Source organism: Pantoea sp. X-Soil-MYKO-1785, from assembly GCF_059730675.1.
Genome location: NZ_AP036000.1, coordinates 2,251,624 through 2,272,272 on the forward strand (window position 1 = coordinate 2,251,624; position 20,649 = coordinate 2,272,272).

Below are 20,649 nucleotides of genomic sequence, written 5' to 3' on the forward strand. Positions count from 1 at the left end.
GATAGCAATAAGATTTCAGGATAGCGTGATGATTGTATATGCTAAATAAAACAATCATCACGAGGTGAAATATGGAAGTTGATATTCTGCTATTTGAGGTTTCAAACAAGGTAGTTGTGTACCCAAGCAAAATCGATTTTGTTAACGGTACGACATTTCCTCATCAGTTCACTAGTAACGGAGTCCGTTATGATCTGAGCAAATTCGATTACAAAGACTCTGCGTTTCTGATTGGCTGTAGCGCTTACGTATCAAAGGACGAAATCAAAGCAGCAATAGATGAGTTTCAACCATCTAAACTCTACTAGCTATCTTTTGCGGTGCTTCGATTTTCTCAGTGGTTTTGCTATCTAGCTTCACAGTCAAGACAACAGAGGCATTCATGCCACACAACTTAGCAGCACGCAGCAGAGAAGAGCGCGACAGGATTAACGTGGATTTAGCCGCGTCAGGAGTAGCGTACAAGGAGCGTATGAATATGCCGGTTATCGCCATGGAGGTGGAGATGCAGCAGTCGGAAGCGCTGAGGGAGTACTTCAGGGACAGGCTCAAGTTTTACCGCGAAGAGTCGATGAAGTTTCCACGGGGATCGGACCCGGTTTATCAGAAGGAGGAGAAGTTATGACCGAACAAAAAAATATGAGAAGAGAGCCTCGTCCAGCCAAGTGCCCGAATTGTGGGTCTGACAGAGTAGCCAAAGAAAGGATTATGGGAAGTCAGACGGGCGACTGGATCTGTGGTGCCTGTAAAGAAACATGGTCAATAAAATATACACCTACTGATTAAACAAAATCTTCTTTAAACAGACCTCGCCTCGGCGGGGTTTTTTATTGCCTGAAATATGGAGCTATCCATGACCGCATACATGTTGATGCGCATACCAACGAGAAATTACCGAGGCTATGAGGCTGAGTTAGTGGACATCTATCTCAGCAAGGATTCTGCCGAGAGCGAAGTGGTGAGAAGAAATTCCTACACGCGTGAAGGCAGGAAGTTTGATTACATATTGCGAGTAAAAAAGGTTAAGGAGTGAGCCATGAATTTTGCAGATCCGATAGATGAAGCAGCAGAACGCGAATTGCAGATGATTGAGATTGCCCTGGCTAACAGGCCTAAGCCGAGTATGCAGTTTACCGGCACTTGTCAGAATGGTGATTGCGGCGAGAAAGTCGATAAAGGCTTCTTCTGCTGTAGCGAATGCAGGGAAGACTATGAGCGCATTAAGCGCGCTAAGCAGCAAAGGAGAGTGGCATGACGATGATTGATTTGTTAGTGCAGGAGTTACCGAAGCGTGGTGGATGGCCTGCAGGGGTCGTGGAGGCAATGTCCTTCAACCATAACTCTGGCATGATTCACTTCTTTGATGAGGAAGAAAATAAGGTTATCGATGCTATCAAAATTGATGGCTACAAAGCGCCATTCATCGATACCGTTACAGCTGAGCAGTACGAAGCCGCCTTTGCAGCATCAAATAAAGTTGAGTGGAATGGGTTTGGTGTTCCTCCAGTGGGTCAAAAGTGCAAGAGGTCTGCGTTTGGTGATGACTGGGCGGAGTGCGAGGTTTTATATGTCGGGCCTGAAGTTATCGTTGTAAGCGTGGAGGGCAGAGAAAAGGTTTATAAAACTGGGAGCGTAAAATTCCATCCATTGCTCACTGAAGCAGAGCGCAAGCGTGATGAGGCAAGGGATGCCATTGCGGAACTGTGCAGATCATCTGCCAGTAACGGACACAGCGCCGACCTGATTTACGACGCCATCGCCGCTGGCAAAATTCCCCACATCACCCTTAAGTAACCCCCACCCACCCTATTCACTATCGCGCTCTGCGTGAGGATTTGTTATGTCTGATGATCCACTTTATGCCTGGCTAAAAAGCGGAGATTACATGCCGCGTGAGTTTCGCGACTTCCATGACCAGAAAGACCTGTTTAAAGCGATGCACAATACAATTCAGAACGCTAACGACAATGGGAATGCTCGCGATGGTCACATCTATGTTGTCGACACTTTTCTTTGGTACATGGCCCGCTGCGGATACACGCTACAGCGAAGCCGAAAGCAAGTGCCATTCAGAAGCATGGATGACGACATTGAGCGTTATAAAAATGAGGTGTCGGAAAAGTTTTCAATCATGCTGTCAGCAGAATGACCACCACCTGCGACGACATCACCCCGGGCGAGCTCTTAACTGACCTCGCCCTTTTCATTTTGCTAATCATCGCATTTATCCGCGGTAAGCCGCCCAAGGAGTAGATATGGAATCGCCATACATGACATTTGAGGAAACGGCGGCCTTTTTTCGCCGTTCAGTGAAAACTATCCGTAACTGGAACAGCCGTGATCGGCGCACAGGTGAAAAGCGCATGTGCGGATTTCCAGACCCCGCACATCACGGGCTGTTCCTGAAAAGCGACATTGAGAAGTTTGGTAAGCTAGTTTGTCACGATTGAGCGAACTTTCGACTCACCATTCACTATCTTCATTACCAGCGCCCACCAGGCGGTATAGGCCTTCCTCTGCTCATCCAGATAATCGTTATGGTCGTATACCGCCCAGATGCCCGGTAATGCATGCCCCATCATTACTTCACAGATATGCGGTGGCGCAATGGAAGCCCACCGCGTCCTCGCCGTTCTCCTTAAGTCATGGATCGACCAGTGAGGCATCAGCTCTCCTCTGGTTCGAAGGTAATATGACATTACTGTTTTTGGCAGACCAAGCGCAGAAGCACTGTTGAGCGCCCTTTCCCTGTCCTTTTTCAGTGCGCTCTGGAAAATAAATTCTTTATGGGTGCTCAGCCCCATGGCTTCCTCGATCATGGCCTTTGCTGCCGGTATTATAGGCCTTCTCAACGACTTACCGCTTTTCCCACCCTTATGGTGCTCAGGGGGGACTGTCCATACACCCGACTCAAAATCAAAATGCTCTCTTTTACTCTGTATCATCTCGCCGGAACGACACCCGAAAAGTAAAATAAGCTGCATCAACAGTGCGTTTTTCCTTCGCATCCCGGTGTTTTCAAAGGTTTCATAGAGCACTCTGATTTCATCGTCGGACAGAACGCGCTTGGTCACGTTAATTTTCATGCCGAAGTCATGTGGCTTGATTCCTTCAACCGGTACCGTTTCAACCATCTTCCGACGCAATGCCCAGGAATGCGCCTGCTTTGCGCTTGTGAGCAATCTCCGGGCGATGCCGGGCTTTTTGCTTTGTACGCCCTCGATTATTTCTATCCAGGTGTGCGTGTTGACTGAATCATGCGGAAGGTGGCCTACCCTGGGAAAGATGTGTAACTCAAACGACCGGATAATGTCAGCAGCATTCTTTATATTGCCGCTTGCGTAGACCCGCCCCCATTCCCTGATAACACTCTCGACGGTAATAGCACTCAGGTTCTTTTCATACCTTGAGGCAAGATAAAGCTGCGGGTCGATGCCCTCATCAAGCGAGCGGCGGATTTTAAGGATCTCATCACGCGCCTCTCTTAGACCCAGCGAGGGGTAACTGCCAATGTCCACACGCCGCTGCTTGCCGGCGAACATGTAGCGCATCTGGAAAACCACCTTGCCCTTTTTTGACACCCGGACAGAAAGGCCATCCCTGTCCGCCTTCTCAAACACCTTTTCATGCTCCCGCCCAAGAACGGAACGAAGGTAGCTGTCAGTGAGCGCCATACAATCCTCATTAGTACATAAAAAAGAGAGGATCGCAGACTAACCGATTTTCTGTACTAACACATGTACATAAATCACAGGGTCGTTTCGGGATGTTTGGTGATTGCATGTGAGCATGCAGGACTTAGATTAGTTGTTTGGTATTGGTATGCGGGGAAATTATGGGATGGATTGGGATTCGTCAGGATGGCAAGTTATCTAACCAATTATTCCACAGGTAAATTAATTGTTTGATGTCGATGTTAATGACCCGTTAGCAGGTTGAAGTTGAATCAACGATGTTTTTTTGATTGCGGGCTTAAGCCCGTTTATGGCTGTTAATTTTAGCGCCATCCGGCGTTTTATTGTTAACCGCAATGTGCATTCTGGCATTGCATTTATCATCGGCGTCGGCGAGCCATCAGCGCGTTACACCGCGCCTTTTCGATCCACCGCCGGCCTGAATATCGCCTTCAGCGCCAGCGCGATTAACCCGACCCCGACCGGCAGCAAAAAACCATATCCCAGCCCTTTATACAGCCATATGCCCGCTACGCCGCCCGCGAGAAATGAGAGCAGCGTCAGGCCATGCAGCCGCAGACGATCCAGATAAAGCGGTGCCTCTTTAGGTGAGACTTTGCGCCGTAACACCTCATACAGCATCGCCAGCTCAATACCGATATCGGTGGCGGTACCGGAGACGTGCGTGGTGCGCACCCGGGCATTTGAGATCCGCGTCACCACCGCATTTTGCAAACCCATCAAAAAACTCAGGCTCATGATCAGCACCACCCCCGGCGAGTCCGGAGTGAAAAAGCGTTCGGCCACGCCGAGAAAAACCAGCGCTAAGCCTTCGGCCAGAATGACGAACGCATAGATGCTGCGAATATTGCGGCGGCGGCCTGAATTAATCACCAGCGTTGAGATCAGCGAACCGGTAATGAACAGACAAACGACCGACAGGAAAAACAGCCCCGCGCCGAGATTGGCTTTTGCCAGATGATCGGACAGTGATGAGACGTTGCCAGTCATGTTAGCGGAGAAAAAGCCGACAATCTCAAATGCGGCGGCATTTAGCGCGCCTGCGGCGGCGGCCAGGGTGCAGGCCAGTCGGCTATCGGCGCTGTGGCTGCGTGCATCCTCAGTGGTAATCAGCATGGAACCTACGAATCCGGGTCATTATTGCGGGTATAATCCGCCGATTTTTTATCGCAAACAAGTTACCGGTTCGGACAAAACAGATTTACCCTGCGCCGCGTCAGCCAACCGCCAGAATCTGTCGTTCGCTTGCCGCCGTCCGATTACCGCCGCCATACTACCGCTGCTAAAGTACCACCGCGAGAGTATCGCCGCGCCAGTGCCGCCCTGCATCCAGCACGGCTCTGCCGGTTAGCTGGCTGACAGGCGGAAGGTGGAAACCGACTGCGTCAGATAGCGCACCTGCTCTTCAAGCGAAGCCGAGGCAGCGGCCGATTCCTGCACCAGCGCGGCGTTCTGCTGCGTCACGCTGTCCATCTCAGTCACCGCCTGTTCGATCTGTCCGATGCCGCGACTCTGTTCGTCTGATGCGGTGGAGATGTGCTCCATCAGCTGATTAACCCGGCTGACTGAGGAGATGATGGCGTTCATGGCATCACCGGTGCGGCTGACCTGATCGGAACCGGCATGAATAATCGCCACCGATTCAGCGATCAGCGTTTCTATCTCTTTCGCCGCCACGGCGCTGCGCTGGGCCAGATTACGCACCTCACCTGCCACCACCGCAAAACCGCGCCCCTGTTCTCCGGCTCTGGCCGCTTCAACCGCCGCATTCAGCGCCAGAATGTTGGTCTGGAAAGCGATGCTGTCGATCACGGTAGTGATCTCTTCAATCTTCTTCGAGCTGGCGTTAATCAGCTCCATTGATACCACCACTTCCTGCGACACTTTCTCACCGCTTTCGGCATTTTTGACCGCTTCACTGGTCAGGCGGCAGGCTTCAAACACGTTTTCGGTATTCTGTTTTACCGTGGCGCCCAGCTGCTCCATGCTGGCGGCAGTCTCAGTCAGCGCCGCTGCCTGTTGTTCAGTGCGCGAGGCCAGATCGATATTACCGGCGGCGATCTCCTGTGACGCGCCAGAGACCGAGCGGGTGGAGTCACGCACCTGCAGAATAATCGCGGTCAGGGCGCTGCGCATCTGCTCCAGCGAGGCCATCAGCTGCTGGATTTCGCTACGGGAACCGGCTTTCACCGGCACCGCGCTATCAAGCACACCGGCAGCAATTAGCTTACAGTGCGCCTGCGCATCGTTAAGCGGTGACAGCACATAGCGTTTCATGAACAGATAGATCGCCATGATGATGGCAAAAAACAGAATGCCAAAGATAGCCAGCAGCGTGATGCCTGAGGTGAAGTGGCTTTGCGCATCGGTGTTGAGCTTTTTCGCATAGGCTTCATGCTGGGCCAGTACCCGATCGAGGATAATTTCATACTGGCGATCCAGCCGCACCACGTTAGCGATCTGGTTTTTGAACCGCTGCTGATCGTGCGCTTCAGCGGCCTCAATCAGCGGCTGAAGCCCCTGCTGGCGGTATGCCTGATAAGCCTGGCGATAAGCATCGGCCTCTGCGTCTTCACCCGGCAGGCGTGGCGCGTTCATGTAGGCGTTAAAGGCAGCATCAGCTTTGCCGGCAACGGTCCTTACGCTCTCTAAGGCAGCCGGATTATTTGCCTCGCTGCCCTCAATCTCTTTCATGTATTCCATCAGACGCACGCGCAGCGTGCGGCTGTGGTTAATCGGGTCGATAACTGACAACACCACGCGGATCTCTTTGTTAACCGCATTTAACGACTGATTGCTCTGAATCAACAGCCAGGTACTGATGGCCACGCTGGTGAGAAACAGCGCCAGCAGGAAAGAGAAGATCAGCAGAGAAGATTTTTTTAACGACATAGCAACGTTCCAAAGTGTAAAAGGATTAATAGCTATATCGGCCTGAAAAGTAACCCCATTAGGGTACGACTTTTTATAGTGACAATAAGTCAGACAGCTGTCGGGTAAATAGCTGAAAAAACAGCGTGTTACAGCCCGATAAGATCGGGCTGTAAACCGGTAATTGGCGCAGCGGCTGCTACGCCACGCCGAGCGCCATTTTCACCTGATTGGCGATTTTTTCTACCTGCGGGCCATAAATCACCTGCACGTCGTTATCGCTGACCCGATTTACACCGTTGGCACCGGTGCTCAGCAGGGTTTGATCGACCACTTCTTTCATATCTTTTACCCGCACCCGCAGCCGGGTGAAGCAGCAATCGACATCCTCGATATTGGCCTGACCGCCCAGCCCGCTGATGATCACCTGCGTGCGTTCGTCACCAGACACCTGCTGGGGTTTCTCATCCTCCGTTTCACGTCCCGGCGTCTCGACATTCATCCGGGTGATCACCAGGCGGAAAGCGTAGTAGTAGACCGGCGCGTAAATCACACCCAGCACCAGCGTCCACCACCAGTAGGTTTTTGCGCCGCCCAGCACGCCGAATACCACCAGATCGATAATCCCGCCCTGCACGTTGCCGATCATCAGATGCAGCATCGACATCAGCATAAATGACAGCCCGGAGAGAAACGCGTGCAGCAGGTAGAGCACCGGTGAAACGAAGATAAAACAGAACTCCAGCGGCTCGGTGATGCCGGTGGTGAATGAGGTTAACGCCCCGGCCAGCACCAGCGCTTTGACCCGCTGCTTATGTTCGGGCCGCGCAGTATGGTAGATCGCCAGCGCGGCCGCTGGCAGGCCGAACATCATTACCGGAATTTTGCCCTGCGCCAGAAACTGGGTAGCGGTGCGCAGCGTTTCGTCCGGGATCAGCCCCGGATGGGTCAGTGAGGTGTTGAAGATATTCAGCGCGCCGACGATGGTCTGGCCGTCAACTATTGCCATACCGCCAATCGGCGTAAAGCGCACCGTTTCATTGAGGATATGGTGCAGACCGGTGGGGATCAGGATGCGTTCAAACGCTCCGAGCAGAAAAGCGCCGTACTGGCCGCTTTTGCCGATCATCTGGCCAATCCACGCAATGCCGTTGCCGATGGTCGGCCAGATCATCGCCAGCAGCACCCCAATCAGTGGCAGACAGACCACGGTGACGATCGGCACAAAGCGTCGTCCGCCGAAGAAACTGATCGCCGTCGGCAACTGCTGGGTGTAGAAGCGATTATGCAGCGCCACCGTCGCCAGCCCGGCAATCACCCCGCCCAGCACGCTCATGTTGTAGGTGAACACACCCAGCATCTCAATATATTCCGCGGAGGTCATCATCGCGCTGGTCTGATCCAGACCGGCCTGCTGTAACGCCTGCGGCGTGGTGGTGGCCGCCGTGATGCCTTTGGCCGCCAGCGTGGCGTTAATGCCGACGTTCATAGCGATATAGCCGATAACGGCGGCAAAGGCGGCGGTCGGTTTTTCCGCCTTTGCCAGTCCGATGGCGCTGGCAACCGCAAAGAACACCGGCAGGTTCGCGAACAGCGCCCCCGCCACCTTGCGAATAAAGCCGATAATTAACTGCGGCACCTGCATCTGTGCAAAGGCATCGCCGGTGACAGCCGGGTTTTGCATTGCCGCCGCCAGACCGAGAAAGATCCCCGCCGCGGCGATCACCGAGATTGGCATCATTAACGCTTTGCCGAACGCATGAATCTGGCTGGTCAGCTGTTTCATCGTGTCGCGCCCTCTTATGTTGTGAACAGCAAGTATTAGCGCGTTGTGAAAAGAACTCCCGTTATCGGCTGGTTACAGGCGGGTAAAATTTGAGCAGCATCACAATTCTGGCCGATGCATGATAAACGCCAGCTATCGCACCATTAAGTCAATCAATTAGACAAGGTTTGATGATAATTGCACACTCCCCTTCACCATCAGGCCATAACCTGATAACAAACTATCTACAATACTTCCTACTATAAAAAAGCCTGCACTCAATATGAAATTTAAACGCCAAATCAAACCCTATCGCGCGGCTGCGGGCGGCTGGGGTTCACTGGAAGCCACCACGCGTTTCGTTCTTGACAGCAAAGCGGCCCTGAAAAATATGCGCAACCTGATGCGCATGAATAAAGCTCGCGGTTTTGACTGTCCGGGCTGTGCCTGGGGCGATGACAATAAGAGTACCTTCAGCTTCTGCGAAAACGGCGCCAAAGCGGTGACCTGGGAAGCGACCCGCCGGGTGGTTGACAGTGAATTCTTTGCCCGTCACAGCGTGACTACGCTCTATACCCAGAGCGACTATTTTCTCGAATATCAGGGTCGTCTGACCCATCCGCTGCGCTACAACGCCGAAACCGACCACTATGAGCCAATCAGCTGGGATGATGCGTTTGCATTGATCGCCCGCCACATTAAGGCGATGGACAACCCGGATCAGATGGAGCTCTACACTTCCGGTCGTGCCAGTAATGAAGCGTCGTGGCTCTATCAACTGTTTGGCCGCCTGATGGGCACCAACAACTTCCCTGACTGCTCCAACATGTGTCATGAAGCGAGCGGGACCGGCCTGAAGCGCAGTATCGGCGTCGGTAAAGGCACCATTCGTCTGGATGACTTTGACCATGCGGATGCCATTTTCGTCTTCGGTCAGAACCCCGGCACTAACCATCCGCGCATGCTGCACAGCCTGCGTCATGCTGCCGACCACGGCGCGAAAATCGTCACGTTTAATACCCTGCGTGAGCGCGGCCTGGAACGTTTTGCCGATCCGCAAAAACCGCTGGAAGTGGTGACCTCGATGGCGGGCACCATCAGCTCCTCCTATTACCAGCCTAACCTCGGCGGCGATATGGCGGCGGTGCGCGGCATGGTGAAATGCCTGCTGGAAACGCATCGCGCCCGGCTGGCCGCCGGTGAAAGCGGCCTGTTCGATCAGACCTTTATTAATGCCAAAACCAACGGCATTGAAGCCTATATTGAGGCGGTTGATAACACCGACTGGATGCAGATTGTGGCGCAGTCAGGGCTGACCCAGGCGCAAATCCGCGAAGCCGCAGCGATTTACCAGAGTGCCGACCGGGTGATCTGCACCTGGGCGATGGGCATTACCCAGCATAAGCATTCGGTTGATACGGTGCGTGAAATCACTAACCTGCAGCTGCTGTTCGGCCAGCTGGGCAAAAAAGGCGCAGGCCTGTGCCCGGTGCGTGGTCACAGTAACGTGCAGGGCAACCGCACCATGGGCATTGATGAAAAACCGTCGCCGGCGTTTCTTGATGCGCTGGGTAACCACTTCAACTTTGAACCGCCACGCGCCCACGGTCACAACACCGTGGAAGCGCTGAATGCGATGCTGCGTGACGAAGTGAAAGTGCTGATCGCGCTGGGAGGTAACCTGGCCGCCGCTGCGCCGGACTCGCCGCGCACCGAGGAAGCCTTGTCACGCTGTGGACTGACGGTTCACATCAGCACCAAACTGAACCGCAGCCATCTGGTGCCGGGTCACGAAGGGTTAATCCTGCCGACGCTGGGCCGTACCGAGCGTGACCGTCAGGCCACCGGCAACCAGTTCATCACGGTGGAAGATTCATTCAGTATGGTGCACGCCTCTGAGGGGATTGGTATTCCGCTGGCAGAGACTCAGCGTTCTGAAACCGCGATTGTGGCCGGTATCGCCCATGCGGTGCTGGGTGATGAGAAAGTGAAGTGGCTGGCGCTGGCAGGCGATTACAACCTGATCCGCGAGCACATCGCCGCCACTATTCCAGGCTTTGCTGACTTTAACGCTAAATGCGATATCCCGGGCGGCTTTTACCTTGGTAACGCAGCGGCGGAACTGCGCTTCAATACCGCCAGTGGCAAAGCCGAGTTCAGCGCTGCGGCGCTGCCGGCCTCGCTGTTCCCGAATCTGGATCAGGAAGTGCCATTCACCCTGCAGACCCTGCGTTCACACGATCAGTACAACACCACCATTTACGGCCTTGATGACCGTTATCGCGGGGTGTTTGGTCAGCGTGAAGTGGTGTTTATCAACCCGGACGACATGGCAGATTTAGGCTTCACGGAAGGCCAGAATGTCGATATTGAAACCCTGTGGAATGATGGCATCACCCGCCGCGTCAGCGGATTTAAGCTGGTGCCGTACAATATTCCACGCGGCAATCTGGCGGCCTATTATCCGGAAACTAACCCGCTGGTGCCGCTGAACAGCTTTGGCGATGGCAGCGGTACGCCGACCTCGAAATCGGTGCCGGTTAAACTTGAACTGTCATCGGCGCTGGCCGACCAACGCATTGCCTGATCGCGGTCAGTTCTGCCCCCTTAAAAGCCGGCTTGCCCGGCTTTTTGCCTTGCCGCGCGGCGTCGATTCGCGTAAAACTGTCAGCCGCTAATAGGCCACGAAACGTAAAAATTATGTTCCAGGATAACCCGCTGCTCGCGCAGCTGAAAGAGAAGCTCCACTCGCAAACGCCTCGCGCTGAAGGCGTCGTTAAAGGCACCGAAAAAGGCTTCGGCTTCCTGGAAGTCGATGCACAAAAAAGCTACTTCATCCCGCCCCCGCAGATGAAGAAAGTGATGCACGGTGACCGTATCGTTGCCGTGATCCACAGCGATAAAGATCGTGAAAGCGCTGAGCCAGAAACGCTGGTTGAGCCGTTCCTGAGCCGCTTTGTTGGCCGGGTACAGAAAAAAGACGATCGCCTGTCCATCGTGCCGGATCATCCGCTGCTGAAGGACGCCATTCAGTGCCGTCCGGTGCGTGGACTGACGCATGAGTTTGAGAATGGTGACTGGGCCGTCGCTGAGATGCGCCGCCATCCGCTGAAAGGCGATCGCGGTTTTTATGCCGAACTGACCGATTTCATTGTTAAAGCTGACGATCACCTCGCGCCATGGTGGGTGACGCTGTCGCGTCATAACCTTGAGCGTGAAGCGCCTGATGTCAGCTTTGGCGAAATGCTGGATGAAGATCTGACGCGTGAAGATCTGACCGCGCTGGATTTTGTCACCATCGACAGTGCCAGCACCGAAGATATGGATGATGCGCTCTACGTAGAAGCGCTGGAAGATGGGGCGTTGCGCCTGACCGTGGCTATCGCCGATCCTACCGCCTACGTGCCGGAAGGTAGTCAGCTGGATAAACTGGCGGCGCAGCGTGCCTTCACCAACTATCTGCCGGGCTTTAATATTCCGATGCTGCCGCGTCAGCTTTCCGATGACGTCTGCTCGCTGCGTCCGCATGCGCGTCGTCCCGCGCTGGCCTGCCGCGTCAACGTCAGCCCGGATGGCAGCCTGGCTGATGATCCACAGTTCTTTGCTGCCTGGATCGAGTCCAAAGCCAAACTGGCATATGACGAGGTGTCTGACTGGCTGGAAAACAGCGGTGAGTGGCAGCCGGAAAGCGAGGCAATTGCTGAGCAAATCCGTCTGCTGCACCGTCTCTGTCTGGCACGCAGCGAATGGCGTCAGACCCATGCGCTGGTGTTCAAAGATCGCCCTGACTACCGCTTCCTGCTGGGTGAGAAAGGCGAAGTGCTGGAGATCGTAGCTGAGCCTCGCCGCATCGCCAATCGTATCGTTGAAGAGTCGATGATTCTGGCTAACGTCTGCGCGGCTAAAGTGCTGCGTGATACGCTCGGTTTCGGTATCTATAACGTGCATGCCGGTTTCGATAGCACCAACGCCGAACAGGCTGCCGCCGTGCTGGCTAACCACGGTATCAGCGTCGATGCTCAGGCGATTACCACGCTGGAAGGTTTCCGCGTGCTGCGCCGTGAGCTGGATGCCCAGCCGACCCAGTTCCTTGACAGCCGCATCCGTCGCTTCCAGACCTTTGCTGAGATCAGCACCGAGCCGGGTCCGCACTTTGGTCTCGGCCTTGAAGCCTACGCCACCTGGACCTCACCGATCCGTAAGTTCGGCGATATGATCAACCATCGCCTGCTGAAAGCGATCATTCGTGGCGATCAGATCGCCCGTCCGGATGAAGCGCTGACCGTCACCATGAGTGAACGTCGTCGCCTCAACCGCATGGCGGAGCGCGATGTCGGTGACTGGCTATATGCCCGCTACCTGGCACCGTTCGCGGCAACCGACCGTCGCTTTAGCGCGGAGATCATCGACGTGTCGCGCGGCGGCATGCGGGTGCGCCTGCTGGAGTTCGGTGCGGTCGCGTTTATCCCGGCCCCGTTCATCCACGCGGTGCGTGATGAACTGGTCTGCAGCCAGGAAAATGGCACCGTGCAGATCAAAGGCGAAGTGGTTTACCGTGTCACTGACGTTATCGATGTCACCATTGCGGAAGTCCGGATGGAAACCCGTAGCGTGGTGGCTCGCCCCGCCGTTTAAGTCTGAAATCTGACGGGATAACCCTGGTTATCCCGTCCATTCCCACCGCCTCTGCTTTGCAAAAATGTTAAATTTGTACCCCGCTTCACACTTCTTCCTCGATTAACTTTCACTTACATTCCATTACATTAAGTTTGACTCGTTGTTTTCGATCGCATCTCTCTCGATCCTCACAAGGAGTTAGTCATGAAAAACGTCAAAACCGGCGCGATCTGGTTAGTGGTGGCGTTAATCGGCGCGGGCGCTTTCGCTATGCTGGCACTCAGCCGCGGCGAACACGTCAACGCAGTCTGGCTGGTGATTGCGGCGGTGGCCTGCTACAGCATCGCCTATCGCTTCTACAGCCTGTTTATTGCCCGCAATATTTTTGAACTGGATGATCGCCGCCTGACACCCGCCGAGCGGCTGAATGACGGTCTCGATTATGTGCCGACCAACAAATGGGTGCTGTTTGGTCACCACTTCGCGGCCATTGCCGGGGCCGGTCCGCTGGTCGGGCCGATTCTGGCAGCACAAATGGGCTTCCTGCCCGGCACCATATGGATTCTGGTCGGGGTGATGCTGGCCGGTGCGGTACAGGACTTTCTGATCCTGTTTATCTCTACCCGCCGCGATGGCCGCTCGCTGGGCGAGATGGCACGGCAGGAACTGGGTGCCTTTGCCGGTGTGGTCACCATGCTCGGCGCGCTTGGCGTGATGATCATCATTCTGTCGGCGCTGGCGCTGGTGGTGGTTAAGGCGCTAGCCAACAGCCCGTGGGGACTGTTTACCATCGCCGCCACCATTCCTATCGCGCTGTTTATGGGCGTTTACATGCGCTTTATCCGCCCCGGAAAAATCGCTGAAGTGTCGCTGATTGGCTTTGTGCTGATGATGGCGGCGATTATCTATGGCGGCGACGTAGCGCAGCATCCTTACTGGGGGCCGTTTTTCACCCTGAAAGGTACTTCGCTCACCTGGGTTCTGGTGATTTACGGCTTCATTGCCTCGGTCCTGCCGGTCTGGCTGCTGCTGGCTCCGCGTGATTACCTGTCTACCTTCCTCAAAATTGGCGTGATTGTCGGGCTGGCGATTGGCATCGTGTTTGCCATGCCTGAGATGAAAATGCCGGCGGTGACCAAATTTATCGACGGCAGCGGCCCGGTCTTCTCCGGCGCAATGTTCCCGTTCCTGTTTATCACTATTGCCTGTGGTGCCATCTCCGGCTTCCATGCGCTGGTGTCGAGCGGCACCACACCGAAACTGGTGGAGCGTGAAAGCCATATTCGCTTCATTGGTTACGGGGCGATGCTGATGGAGTCTTTCGTGGCGATCATGGCGCTGATTTGCGCCTCGGTGCTGGACCCAGGCGTCTATTTCGCCATGAACTCACCGGCTGCGCTGATCGGCACCACCGTTGAGAGCGCCTCACAGGTGATCAACGGCTGGGGCTTTGTGGTGACGCCAGAGATGCTGAGCGGCATTGCCCGCGATGTGGGTGAAGGCTCTATCCTGTCGCGTGCCGGTGGCGCACCAACCTTTGCCGTCGGGATGGCGCACATCATTACCGACATTTTTAACAGCCGGGCGATGATGGCGTTCTGGTATCACTTCGCCATTCTGTTTGAAGCGCTGTTTATCCTGACCGCGGTGGATGCGGGTACCCGCGCCTGCCGTTTTATGGTGCAGGATCTGGTCGGCACCGTGGTGCCTTCGCTGGCAAATAACCGCTCGTGGCTCGGTAACATGGCCGGTACCACAGTCGCGGTGGCGGGCTGGGGCTTCTTTGTCTATCAGGGCGTGGTCGATCCGCTGGGCGGCATTAACACCCTGTGGCCGCTGTTTGGCATCGGCAACCAGATGCTGGCGTCAATGGCACTGATCCTCGGTACCGTGGTGCTGTTCAAAATGAAAAAGCAGCGCTACGCCTGGGTCACCATCCTGCCAACTATCTGGCTGTTCATTACCTCAATGACCGCCGGATGGCAGAAAATTTTCCATGAAAAACCGTCAATCGGCTTTCTGGCTCAGGCCAGCAAGTTCCGTAAAGGGCTGGATGAAGGCGTATTGATTGCCCCGGCGAAAACCGTGGCCGATATGCAGACCATCGTCTTCAGCAACCAGATCAATGCGGCGCTGTGCGGCTTCTTCATGCTGGTGGCGGTGACAATGCTGATTGCCGCCTTCTTTGTCATCCGTAAGGCACTGCGCAGTAACCTGCCGACCACGCATGAGTCGACGGTCGCGCTGCGTAATAAGGAGGTGCGTCATGTCTGATGCGATTCATCCGGTGCGTCGTCCGCAGGGCAAGTGGCAGATTCATCACTGCCAGTTTGTCGCGGCCCGCGAGGCGGCCCCCTTTCGCTGGCGGACCCTGTGGCGCGGCCTGCAACAGTGCTTTCGCTTAATGGTCGGGGTGCAGGATTATCAAACATACCTGCAGCATATGCGACTGCATCACCCTGAACAGCCGCCAATGAATGAGCGCGATTTTCACCGTTACTGCCTGGATGCCCGCTTCCCAAGCCAGGCCGGTAAGCTGGGGAAATGTCCCTGCTGATGAGCGTAATAAGCCCCACAGAAGTGGGGCTTTTTTGTGCCATTCTTATCTTGATAGCAAAATATATTTGGTTTGTGCCTTGTACTAAGGTCGGATGATGAATACTGTTGCTAAAATAATGAGATAACGCCTGCAGAGCACTCCCCGGAGGAAGTTTCCATGACCGATGAACAAGGGCAAACGTTGTTGTACACCTTGTTTGGTACAACCAGCCCTCATTGGCGTCTGACCGCGGACAGCGATGCGCTGAATTTTGCCGAAGATGAGTCGTCACTAACCAACATAGCCCTGCCGCTAACCCCCGGCCAGGCTGCGATGATACGGGCCATGCCGGTCATTACCTCAAGTATTAATCTGACGCTGCCGTTACAGGGTGTTGCGGTTCCGCTGCATCTGGTCGGTCGCAAAGTTAACCAATCTTCATGGGCCGGAACCGCCTCCGCCTGGGGCGATACCGCCGCGGTCGCGCGCGATTTGACATTGGGCCTTTCATTCGCCGAACAGGTGGTTTCCGAAGCCAATTCGGTGATCGTCATTCTCGACCAGCGTGGCAACATCCAGCGTTTTAACCGCCTGAGTGAAGAATATACCGGTCTGAATGAACATGAGGTGATAGGCCGGAATGTCTTTCAGCTGTTTATGACCAAACAGGAAGCCGCAGCCTCGCGACGTAACATTGCCGGCTTCTTCCGGGATGGTAACTCCTATGAGGTCGAGCGCTGGGTGAAAACCAGAAAAGGCCAGCGACTGTTCTTGTTTCGTAATAAGTTCGTTCACAGCGGCAGTGGCAAAAATGAAATTTTCCTCATCTGTTCAGGCACGGACATAACCGAGGAGCGCCGCGCCCAGGAACGCCTGCGGGTGCTGGCCAACACCGATACGGTGACCGGATTACCCAATCGCAACGCGATTCATCAGCAAATGAGCCAGGCGCTGGAGCAGGCCGGTGACGATCAGACCGGCGTGGTCTATCTCGATCTCGACAATTTCAAGAAAGTGAATGACGCCTACGGTCATATGTTTGGCGATCAGCTACTGCAGGCGGTGTCGCTGGCGATCCTGAGCTGTCTCGGCAAAGATCAGACCCTGGGTCGTTTAGGCGGCGATGAATTTGTAGTGCTGGCCGAACATACCAGCCAGGCGGCACTGGAGGCGATGTCTTCCCGCATCCTCGAGCGGCTGCGTCAGCCGTTCCGCATCGGGCTGATTGAAGTCTACAGCGGCTGCTCGATCGGTATCGCCCTCGCCCCGATGCATGGCGAAGATCGCGAAAGCCTGATCCGCAACGCCGATACCGCCATGTACCATGCGAAAGAGAACGGCCGCGGCAAGTTTTGCGTGTTTGCGGCTGAGATGAATCAGCGGGTGTTTGAGTATCTGTGGCTCGACACCAACCTGCGTAAAGCGCTCGAGCTGGATCACCTGATTGTTCACTATCAGCCGAAGATCGACAGCGACGGTAAAGTGCGCAGCGCCGAAGCGCTGGTTCGCTGGATTTCCCCGGAGCGCGGGCTGGTCTCGCCGGGCGACTTTATTCCCTACGCCGAAGAGTCTGGTCTGATTGTGCCGCTGGGTCGCTGGGTGATGCTTAACGTGCTGAAGCAAATTATCGCCTGGCGTCAGGACGGCGTGTATCTGCGGGTGGCCGTCAACGTCTCTGCCCGCCAGCTGATCGATCAAAGTATCTACAGCGATTTGAAACAGGCGCTGACCGAGGCCGGTCTGACCGATTGCCCAATCGACATTGAGCTGACCGAAAGTTGCCTGATCGAAAATGAGACCGAAGCGCTGAAGCTGATGAAACAATTTCAGGATTTGGGGGCTCAGGTGCATCTGGATGACTTTGGTACCGGCTATTCTTCGCTGTCACAACTGGCGCGGGTCCCGATTAACGCCATCAAGCTCGATCAAAGTTTTATCCGTAATATCAATAAGCAGCCGGTTTCACAATCGCTGGTGCGTGCCATCGTCGCCGTCGCCAAGGCGCTTGACCTGCTGGTGATTGCCGAGGGTATTGAAACCCGGGATGAAGAGAAGTTTATCCTTAAAAGTGGTGTTGACGGGCGTCAGGGCTATCTCTACGCAAAACCAATGCCCGCGGAGCAATTTGGGCATTGGCTGGCTAAGCATCCTGCCCGCGTTTAACGCTGATAATTACTAGCCCGCTTTACGCAGTGATGCGCTGTGGCGGTTTTGTAACTGTACCAGACGTTCCATATAAGCAATGTCTTTGGGTTCGATGGTAAAGGCGTAATCCACCCAGTCTTCGGTAATGTCCATCAGCTCAGCGCGTGACAATTGCAGCACGCGCTGACGCGCTTTCAGCATTGCCCGCACGCCGTTGAGTTTCGGACGTAAGGTATCGATAAAGGTTCGGGTGGCGCGATAGCTGTCACCTGGCTGAAACACTTTATCCACCAGACCGCGTGTTTCGTACCATTCCGCGCTGTGCGACTCCCCTTCACAGATCAGCTCTTCGGCCAGCTTCATGCCGGCACGACGTGCCACCAGCGAATAGCCGCCCATGCCCGGGAACAGGTTAAAGGCAATTTCCGGGAAGCCCATCCGCGCGTTGTTCTGCGCCAGAATGAAGTGGTGCGCCAGCGCGGCTTCAAAGCCACCGCCTAAAGCACTGCCCTCAATCATCGCCAGCGTGACCGCGCCGGTGTCAAAGCCGCGAGCTGCTGAATGGATGCAGTCAACGCAGGCCCGGGCATAAGCCCGCAGCGCTTCGCGCCGGTTATTGCGAATGCACTCAACAAAGAAGCGCAGGTCACCTCCGGCGTTAAACATCTGCGGCACCAGCGAACCCGTCACCCAGAAGTCGATTGGCAAACCGGAACGCTGCGCGGCATAGCTCAGGTTCATGATCTCCTCAATCAGTTCGTGGTTGAAGCTGGGACGCGGCTGAGCACGCAACATCATCCACATGGTGCGTCGTCCTTCCTCGTAATAGGCGACTAACTGGGTGGTGTTGCCGACTTCGGTAAATAATCTGCACGTTGCTTGGTTAATAACTGTCATTGTCTCATCCTCTGTTTATATTTGATGCGCTTAACACGCCACATCAGCGTAATGCAGAGTGAGTCCAGACCAAATGAGAGATTGATTTACAACACAAAATCCAGAGTGATCCCCGACAGGCCTGTCGGGGATTGATTAGGCGGGTTACTTGATGGCAGCGCGTTGATCGATGGCGACATGCATACGCTTAACGCGTTTTGAATAAATGGCGGTGATGATCGGCACCAGCACCGAGGTGACAATCACCGAGGTCGCCACCAGCGCGGTTGCCGCCGGCGCAACCGCTTTAAACTGCGGCAGCATTTCAGCAATCAACACCGGCGTTGCTACTGCAGCCCCGGCAGTACTGGACGCGGCCACGCCCGCCGTGCCGTCACCGCCGCCAATCAGTCGATCGGTGAGAATCAGCGGGATGCCGGTAATGATGATCACCGCGACGCCCAGCATGATGCCCAGCAGGCCGGTTTCGACGATCACCGCCAGATTGATAGTGTTACCCAGCGCAAATGCGAAGAACGGGATCAGGGTGTGCACCGCTTTGCCGAAGAATTCCCGCAGTTCAGGATCAAGGTTCCCTAATGCAAATCCCACCACAAACGGCAGCACCGCCCCGACAAACACATGCGGCTCGAATGACGCAATTCCTGCCGTCCCGAGAATCACCATGGTCATCAGCGGACCGGATTCAAGCGACATCAGCACAAATGCCCCCGCTTCCTCTTTGGAACCGTATTGCTGCATGATCGAGGCATAAAGTCCGCCGTTGGTCATATCCATCGCCGCCACCAGCGCCAGGGTGGATAAACCGGCAAACATGCCGACCTCAACCCCGTTCTCCGGCATCACGCGCGACGCAATAGCCGCCACCACCCAGGCCACTGCAATTTTGGTCAGCACCAGCGTGCCGGACTTGCGTAACACCGTGCCGGTGGCGCTTAGCTTGATCGACGCCCCCATACAGAAAAACCACACTGCCAGAATCGGCACGGTGCCGGTCATTAAGCCGTTGGTGAAAGAGCCAAAGTACTTTCCGGCACCAGGAGAGAAGGTATGACAGAGCGCGCCGATAAACAGCGGAATCAACATCATGCCGCCAGGAATTTTGTCTATTGCACGTTTGATATGCATATTGATGTCACCTTTGCTATGCCAGTGGGAGCTGCGAAAAGTGCCCGAAGGCGATGCAAGCAAAATAGTGACTGAGCGTAACGAAAACAGTGATCTCCTCGATAAAATGAAACAGTGTTTTATTTTTATTGATTGATTGTTTTGATAAGTATGATCACGATCGCCATACCAGTTGCAGCTGAGCTAAAAAAAACGGGACGCAGCAGGCGTCCCGACGATTATTTCTGCCCGTACCAGGCGTTGTCGCCATGCTTGCGCAGGTAGTGCAGGTCAAGCAGGGTTTGCTGAATCGGCGGCAGATTTGCCGTCAGTTGCTGGCTGAACAGCCCCATGTAGGCTACCTCTTCCAGCACCACCGCGCTGTGCACCGCCGCATGGGCATCTTTACCCCAGGCAAAGGGTCCGTGTGAATTAACCAGCACCGCCGGTATCGCTGAAGGTGACAGGCCGCGCCGGGCAAAGGTTTCAATAATCACTTCACCGGTATTCCATTCATACTGCTGCTGGATCTCGTCATCGCGCATCGCCCGGGTACAGGGGATCTCGCCGTAGAAATCATCGGCATGAGTGGTGCCCCAGGCGGGAATCGCTCGCCCTGCCTGCGCCCAGATGGTCGCGTGGCGGGAATGGGTATGGACGATACCGCCGACCTCAGGCCAGGCCAGATAGAGTGCTCGATGGGTGGCCGTGTCGGACGAAGGACGTTTATCGCCTTCCACCACCTTGCCGCTCGCCAGTTCAACCACCACCATATCGTCGCGCGTCATCTCTTCATAACGCACGCCCGAGGGTTTAATCACCAGTAAGCCCCGCTCGCGGTCTACCGCGCTGACATTTCCCCAGGTGAAAGTCACCAGGTTGTATTTAGGTAGATCCAGATTCGCGTCCAGAACCTGTTGTTTAAGCTGTTCCAGCATGCCTTTTCTCCTGCCGACAATTGTCCTTAAATTCTGCGGATTACGACGCAAAAAGGTTATGGAGCAAATGGCTAT

17 protein-coding genes are annotated in these 20,649 nt (G+C 54.9%); 10 read left to right on the top strand and 7 right to left on the bottom strand.

The genetic code is table 11. From position 1 onward, the window contains the following. The first annotated feature begins 382 nt into the window (after positions 1-382). From AC6I8D_RS10860 to AC6I8D_RS10880, 5 genes are all read left to right on the top strand, one after another. On the top strand, positions 383-625 hold the full coding sequence (locus tag AC6I8D_RS10860; RefSeq protein WP_497820194.1) for a DNA polymerase III subunit theta: 243 nt from the start codon (positions 383-385) through the stop codon (positions 623-625). A gap of 411 nt (positions 626-1,036) precedes the next feature. After that, complete coding sequence (locus tag AC6I8D_RS10865) at positions 1,037-1,255, top strand: TraR/DksA C4-type zinc finger protein (protein ID WP_497820195.1); 219 nt, start codon at positions 1,037-1,039, stop codon at positions 1,253-1,255. Continuing rightward, the gene (locus AC6I8D_RS10870; protein ID WP_497820196.1) at positions 1,252-1,794 is read left to right on the top strand and encodes a hypothetical protein; all 543 of its coding nucleotides are present in this window, start codon (positions 1,252-1,254) and stop codon (positions 1,792-1,794) included. Before AC6I8D_RS10865 ends, AC6I8D_RS10870 begins: the two co-directional genes overlap by 4 nt. A 46-nt stretch (positions 1,795-1,840) precedes the next feature. Further along, positions 1,841-2,149, top strand: a complete 309-nt coding sequence (locus tag AC6I8D_RS10875; protein ID WP_497820197.1) for a hypothetical protein — start codon at positions 1,841-1,843, stop codon at positions 2,147-2,149. 106 nt (positions 2,150-2,255) lie between these two features. Further along, positions 2,256-2,450 carry a helix-turn-helix domain-containing protein gene (locus AC6I8D_RS10880; protein ID WP_031374535.1) on the top strand — a complete coding sequence of 65 codons (195 nt, stop codon included), beginning with the start codon at positions 2,256-2,258 and terminating at the stop codon, positions 2,448-2,450. Here the strand turns inward: AC6I8D_RS10880 and AC6I8D_RS10885 are convergent. The 4 genes from AC6I8D_RS10885 to AC6I8D_RS10900 form a co-directional block, all read right to left on the bottom strand. Beyond that, positions 2,433-3,674, bottom strand: a complete 1,242-nt coding sequence (locus AC6I8D_RS10885) for a tyrosine-type recombinase/integrase (RefSeq protein ID WP_497820198.1) — start codon at positions 3,672-3,674, stop codon at positions 2,433-2,435. The genes AC6I8D_RS10880 and AC6I8D_RS10885 overlap by 18 nt on opposite strands. 408 nt (positions 3,675-4,082) lie before the next feature. Continuing rightward, on the bottom strand, positions 4,083-4,811 hold the full coding sequence (locus tag AC6I8D_RS10890) for a YoaK family protein (protein ID WP_312757099.1): 729 nt from the start codon (positions 4,809-4,811) through the stop codon (positions 4,083-4,085). 231 nt (positions 4,812-5,042) lie between these two features. Then, positions 5,043-6,587 carry a methyl-accepting chemotaxis protein gene (locus AC6I8D_RS10895; protein ID WP_312054470.1) on the bottom strand — a complete coding sequence of 515 codons (1,545 nt, stop codon included), beginning with the start codon at positions 6,585-6,587 and terminating at the stop codon, positions 5,043-5,045. Between the two features lie 178 nt (positions 6,588-6,765). Continuing rightward, complete coding sequence (locus AC6I8D_RS10900; RefSeq protein WP_497820199.1) at positions 6,766-8,352, bottom strand: PTS transporter subunit EIIC; 1,587 nt, start codon at positions 8,350-8,352, stop codon at positions 6,766-6,768. 262 nt (positions 8,353-8,614) lie between these two features. Here AC6I8D_RS10900 and AC6I8D_RS10905 point away from each other — a divergent pair, with 262 nt between their 5' ends. The 5 genes from AC6I8D_RS10905 (at position 8,615) to pdeR (ending at position 17,650) form a co-directional block, all read left to right on the top strand. Continuing rightward, on the top strand, positions 8,615-10,918 hold the full coding sequence (locus tag AC6I8D_RS10905) for an FdhF/YdeP family oxidoreductase (RefSeq protein WP_312054466.1): 2,304 nt from the start codon (positions 8,615-8,617) through the stop codon (positions 10,916-10,918). A gap of 113 nt (positions 10,919-11,031) precedes the next feature. Continuing rightward, positions 11,032-12,966, top strand: coding sequence for an exoribonuclease II (locus AC6I8D_RS10910; RefSeq protein ID WP_497820200.1), 1,935 nt, complete (start codon positions 11,032-11,034; stop codon positions 12,964-12,966). A 186-nt stretch (positions 12,967-13,152) separates the two neighbouring features. Next, a complete protein-coding gene (locus AC6I8D_RS10915) occupies positions 13,153-15,222 on the top strand; it encodes a carbon starvation CstA family protein (protein ID WP_069728524.1) in 2,070 nt (689 codons plus the stop codon). Then, positions 15,215-15,505: a YbdD/YjiX family protein gene (locus AC6I8D_RS10920; protein WP_312054464.1), complete on the top strand. Its 291-nt coding sequence runs from the start codon at positions 15,215-15,217 to the stop codon at positions 15,503-15,505. Before AC6I8D_RS10915 ends, AC6I8D_RS10920 begins: the two co-directional genes overlap by 8 nt. Before the next feature lie 159 nt (positions 15,506-15,664). Further along, entirely contained in the window at positions 15,665-17,650 is a 1,986-nt protein-coding gene (gene pdeR, locus AC6I8D_RS10925) for a cyclic di-GMP phosphodiesterase (RefSeq protein WP_312054463.1), read from the top strand. A gap of 12 nt (positions 17,651-17,662) precedes the next feature. Here pdeR and AC6I8D_RS10930 read toward each other — a convergent pair whose 3' ends face one another. The 3 genes from AC6I8D_RS10930 to araD form a co-directional block, all read right to left on the bottom strand. Beyond that, on the bottom strand, positions 17,663-18,529 hold the full coding sequence (locus AC6I8D_RS10930) for a crotonase/enoyl-CoA hydratase family protein (RefSeq protein ID WP_031374543.1): 867 nt from the start codon (positions 18,527-18,529) through the stop codon (positions 17,663-17,665). A 144-nt stretch (positions 18,530-18,673) separates the two neighbouring features. Beyond that, the gene (kdgT, locus tag AC6I8D_RS10935) at positions 18,674-19,657 is read right to left on the bottom strand and encodes a 2-keto-3-deoxygluconate transporter (RefSeq protein ID WP_312054460.1); all 984 of its coding nucleotides are present in this window, start codon (positions 19,655-19,657) and stop codon (positions 18,674-18,676) included. 218 nt (positions 19,658-19,875) lie between these two features. Continuing rightward, on the bottom strand, positions 19,876-20,574 hold the full coding sequence (gene araD / locus AC6I8D_RS10940) for an L-ribulose-5-phosphate 4-epimerase (RefSeq protein ID WP_312757108.1): 699 nt from the start codon (positions 20,572-20,574) through the stop codon (positions 19,876-19,878). Positions 20,575-20,649: the final 75 nt, after the last annotated feature.

Bases quoted from the DNA above. Each gene is read 5' to 3' on its own strand.
- kdgT (WP_312054460.1), bottom strand. From the start codon at position 19,657: ATGCATATCAAACGTGCAATAGACAAAATTCCTGGCGGCATGATGTTG.
- AC6I8D_RS10885 (WP_497820198.1), bottom strand. From the start codon at position 3,674: ATGGCGCTCACTGACAGCTACCTTCGTTCCGTTCTTGGGCGGGAGCAT.
- AC6I8D_RS10895 (WP_312054470.1), bottom strand. From the start codon at position 6,587: ATGTCGTTAAAAAAATCTTCTCTGCTGATCTTCTCTTTCCTGCTGGCG.
- AC6I8D_RS10865 (WP_497820195.1), top strand. From the start codon at position 1,037: ATGAATTTTGCAGATCCGATAGATGAAGCAGCAGAACGCGAATTGCAG.
- araD (WP_312757108.1), bottom strand. From the start codon at position 20,574: ATGCTGGAACAGCTTAAACAACAGGTTCTGGACGCGAATCTGGATCTA.
- AC6I8D_RS10920 (WP_312054464.1), top strand. From the start codon at position 15,215: ATGTCTGATGCGATTCATCCGGTGCGTCGTCCGCAGGGCAAGTGGCAG.
- AC6I8D_RS10875 (WP_497820197.1), top strand. From the start codon at position 1,841: ATGTCTGATGATCCACTTTATGCCTGGCTAAAAAGCGGAGATTACATG.
- AC6I8D_RS10905 (WP_312054466.1), top strand. From the start codon at position 8,615: ATGAAATTTAAACGCCAAATCAAACCCTATCGCGCGGCTGCGGGCGGC.
- AC6I8D_RS10930 (WP_031374543.1), bottom strand. From the start codon at position 18,529: ATGACAGTTATTAACCAAGCAACGTGCAGATTATTTACCGAAGTCGGC.
- AC6I8D_RS10870 (WP_497820196.1), top strand. From the start codon at position 1,252: ATGACGATGATTGATTTGTTAGTGCAGGAGTTACCGAAGCGTGGTGGA.
- AC6I8D_RS10910 (WP_497820200.1), top strand. From the start codon at position 11,032: ATGTTCCAGGATAACCCGCTGCTCGCGCAGCTGAAAGAGAAGCTCCAC.
- AC6I8D_RS10880 (WP_031374535.1), top strand. From the start codon at position 2,256: ATGGAATCGCCATACATGACATTTGAGGAAACGGCGGCCTTTTTTCGC.
- pdeR (WP_312054463.1), top strand. From the start codon at position 15,665: ATGACCGATGAACAAGGGCAAACGTTGTTGTACACCTTGTTTGGTACA.
- AC6I8D_RS10860 (WP_497820194.1), top strand. From the start codon at position 383: ATGCCACACAACTTAGCAGCACGCAGCAGAGAAGAGCGCGACAGGATT.
- AC6I8D_RS10890 (WP_312757099.1), bottom strand. From the start codon at position 4,811: ATGCTGATTACCACTGAGGATGCACGCAGCCACAGCGCCGATAGCCGA.
- AC6I8D_RS10900 (WP_497820199.1), bottom strand. From the start codon at position 8,352: ATGAAACAGCTGACCAGCCAGATTCATGCGTTCGGCAAAGCGTTAATG.
- AC6I8D_RS10915 (WP_069728524.1), top strand. From the start codon at position 13,153: ATGAAAAACGTCAAAACCGGCGCGATCTGGTTAGTGGTGGCGTTAATC.